Genomic DNA, 3383 nt, shown 5'->3' with positions numbered 1-3383 from the left:
GTGGCGAACCGTGCCGGCCGCTGGACCCCTGCCCGTGCGTCCTGGTGCATTCTTGTCGGGTCGGTGCGGGCGGGATCCCGGGAGCGAGAACGGACAGCGATGAGCATGACCGAGGACGCGACGGTCGACGGGAGCGCACCGGCGCGGTGCGCCTACCCGGGCTGCGGCCAGCCGCCGAGCGCGCCGGCCGGGCCGGGGCGTCCGCCCGCGTACTGCGACGATCCCGTCCACAACCGGCTGTCGGCCTACCGTCGTCGACGGGAGCTCGCCGGGCAGTCCGGGCCGGGAGCGGCCGGGGCGGGGACAGCTGTCGGCAGGGCCGGCTCGGAGCGCGCCGTGGGCGCGCGGGGGCGGGCCGACGCGCTGGCCGAGCAGATCACCGCGCTGGCCGGCAGCCTCACCCAGGCGCTGGACGCCTTCGCCCGGGAGATGACCGCTCTCGGTGACATAGCCGCCACCGAGGCGCGGGTGGAGACGGTCGAGGCGGAGGCGGCCGAGCGCGTCGCCGAAGCGATCGCCCGGGCCGTGCGCGCCGAGCAGGCCGCCCGGGAGGCGCAGGCCGTCCGGGACGAGTCGGAGGCCGTCGCCGCCGAGGCGGTCGGCGTGGTCGACACGCTGGAGGAGCGGATCACCGCCCTGGAGGCCGAACGCGACGCGGCCGCGGCGGCCCGGGCGCAGGCGCAGGGGGCGCTCGAGCAGGCCCGCGCCGAGGCCGCCGCCGCGGCGGAGGCGGCGCGGCAGGACGCCGAGGCACGCCTGGAGGCGCTGCGCGCCGAGACGGCCGCGGACATCCGCCAGGCGCACCAGGCCGCGGACGCCGCCGTCCGGGCGGCGCGTGACGAGGCCGCCGCGGCGGTGGCCCAGGCCCGGCAGGACGCCGCGCAGGCGGCTGCCGCCGCCACCGCCGCCCGCGACGCCGCGCGGGCCCGGGCCGAGGCCCTGGAGCACACCACGGCCCAGGCCCGGGCGGAGGCCGACCGGCTGCACGCCGAGCTGGTCCGTCAGCGTGACGCCGCGGACGCGGAGATCACCCGCGTGCATGCCGACGCCGACCGCAGGCTGGAGGCGGCCCACCGGGCCGCGGACGAACGCCAGGCGGTGCTCGCCGAGGCCAGGGCGGACGCCCGTTCCCGGGCCGAACGTGCCGAGCGTCAGGCCGACGAGCTCACCTGCGAGCTGCGCGCCGCCCGGGCCGGGCTGGCCGCGGCATCCGGCCCGGTGGCGGCGGCGGAGCCCGTGCCGGCGCGCCATCCGGTGGACCCGCCGGTCACCGCCGCGACGGTCGGATGACGGTGGCCGACCGCCGTTGCCGGCCATCGCGGGTAGCTGTCGGGGCGCGGCCGGCCATCATCCGTCGGGATCCGTCGGGCTACGGGCGAGATCGGTCGGAGAGCGGTCGAAGAGCGTCCGACGCCACAGGCTCTTGACCCTGCCAATGACGGTCAGTTACGTTCACGAGCGGACTGGAATCATCGGCTGCGGCATCCGCTCGTCGGCGGACGTCACGAGCAGTTGAGCCGCCCAGGCGGGGGCCGTGCGCGGCCCGGGCGGGCAGCCCAGTCCGTGACGGCGCGTCCCCGGGCGCCGACCATGGAGGTACAGGTGTACAGGGCCAGGTGGAAGCCAGCGGCGGGTGCCGCGGACGACCGTGCCATGCCGGCGTGCGGCTTCACCGTCCGTCGGTACATCGACACCTGCCGCGTGTCGAGCACGGCCTGTCGACCGTGACCTGAGTACCCGCTCGGACGTCGCGACCGCCGGGCGGCCTGGCTGCCGTCCGGCGCTTCTTCGCCGTCGTCCCCGCCACGCCGTCCCAACCGGTGACCCGGTGCGCGGCCGGGCCGAGCGGGCCCAGCGCGGTACCCGGCCCGAGCCGGCATATCCTATGTGATCTCCATGGCGTCCCGTAATCAGCGCGGTGATCCATCCGCTGGTGGACGCCGGACCCCAGCGGCAGGAACGGCACGATGACGATCACCAGCACCGATGTCCCGCGGCGGGGCGGCACCGCCCTGTCGGGCGGCTTCGTCCTGCGGGGCGTGCACGCCCTTGACGAGCACGGCTACTTCGACGGCCCGGTGGACGTCGCGGTACGCAACCGGCACATCACCAACGTCCGGCCGCGTCTCCCACTGGACGCCGACGCGGTCGATGTCGACGCGCACGGGCTGTGGCTGATGCCCGGCGTCATCGACTGCCACTCCCACGTCACGCTCTGCACATACGATCCGCTGGAGATGATGACGACTCCGCTGTCGGAGCGCTTCTTCCAGACAGCGGCGATGCTGCGCCGCACCCTGGCCGCCGGGGTGACGTACGTCCGGGACGCCGGCGGCGCGGACGCGGGCGTGCGTGACTCGCTGCTCGCCGGGCACATTCCCGGGCCGCGGCTGGCGGTCTCGGTGGTCGGGCTGACCCGCTCCGAGGGCCACGGCGACGGGGCGCTGCTCGGCCCCGGCCTGGAGGCGCCGGAGACCCTGACGGCGCTGGGCTACCCCGGCCGGCCCCGGCATGTCGTCCGGGAGCCGGACGGGATGCGCGCGGCGGTCCGCGCGGTGGTGCGGGCGGGCGCGGACTGGGTCAACGTCTTCGCCAGTGGCGGCATCATGTCGGTGCGCCCGGGGCAGCCGCTGCCGGAGTTCACCGCCGCGGAGCTCGCCGCCGCGGTCTCGGAGGCGGCCGCCTTCGGGCGTGGGGTCATGGCGCACGCGCTGGGGGCGGGCGCCGTCGACGCGGCGGTGTCGGCCGGCGTCCGCTCGGTCGAGCACGGGATCGGTCTCACGCAGCGTGAGGCCGACCTGATGGCGCGGCGGGGCGTCACGCTGGTCCCGACCCTGTCGCCGTACCACGAGCTGGGGCAGCTGGCCGACAGCGGGCAGCTGCCCCAGTGGGCCGCCGACCGTGCGCACGTGACCCGGGCCATGCTCGCCGACACGGTCGCGGTGGCCCGTGACGCCGGGGTCAGGATCGCTCTCGGCAGCGACAGCCGGCACCGGGACCGCCACGGCACCAACCTCGCCGAGATCACCCGGCTGCGCCAGAGTGGACTGTCGGTGTCCGAGGCCCTGCTCGCGGCGACAGCCAACGGTGCACGCCTGTGCGGTATCTCGGAAAGTGTCGGTCGTATTGCCCCACGCTACGAGTTCGACGCTATTCTGCTGGACGAGGATCCGGGCGACCTGTCGCTGTTCGAACGTCCCGACGCGGTGACCGGGGTCTTTCTCGGCGGTGTTCCCGTCGTCCCGCACACCCGCCTGCCCGCGGCCCTGACCGTACCCGCGGGCGGTGGCCTCCGGCCGTCCCCGGTGCCCGGCCCCGTGGGTGACCTGCCGCCGGCGGTGAACCCCGCGACGCCCTGAGTACTTCGGCCCGTCCGCCACCGG

The 3383-nt window shown here is 76.3% G+C and carries 2 protein-coding genes; both read left to right on the top strand.

The features are described from left to right. Nucleotides 1-1290, top strand: a 1290-nt coding sequence (locus AC5LSR_RS22980) for a hypothetical protein (RefSeq protein WP_493469006.1), incomplete at its 5' end; no start/stop codon positions are given. A gap of 677 nt (nucleotides 1291-1967) precedes the next feature. Continuing rightward, entirely contained in the window at nucleotides 1968-3359 is a 1392-nt protein-coding gene (locus AC5LSR_RS22975; protein ID WP_493469005.1) for an amidohydrolase family protein, read from the top strand. The last annotated feature ends 24 nt before the right edge of the window (nucleotides 3360-3383 follow it).

Source organism: Protofrankia sp. CiP1_Cm_nod4 (genome assembly GCF_982290645.1).
The sequence above is the reverse complement of the archived record's forward strand: the minus strand, read 5'-3'. Positions and strand labels throughout refer to the sequence as shown.

Bases quoted from the DNA above. Each gene is read 5' to 3' on its own strand.
- AC5LSR_RS22975 (WP_493469005.1), top strand. From the start codon at position 1,968: ATGACGATCACCAGCACCGATGTCCCGCGGCGGGGCGGCACCGCCCTG.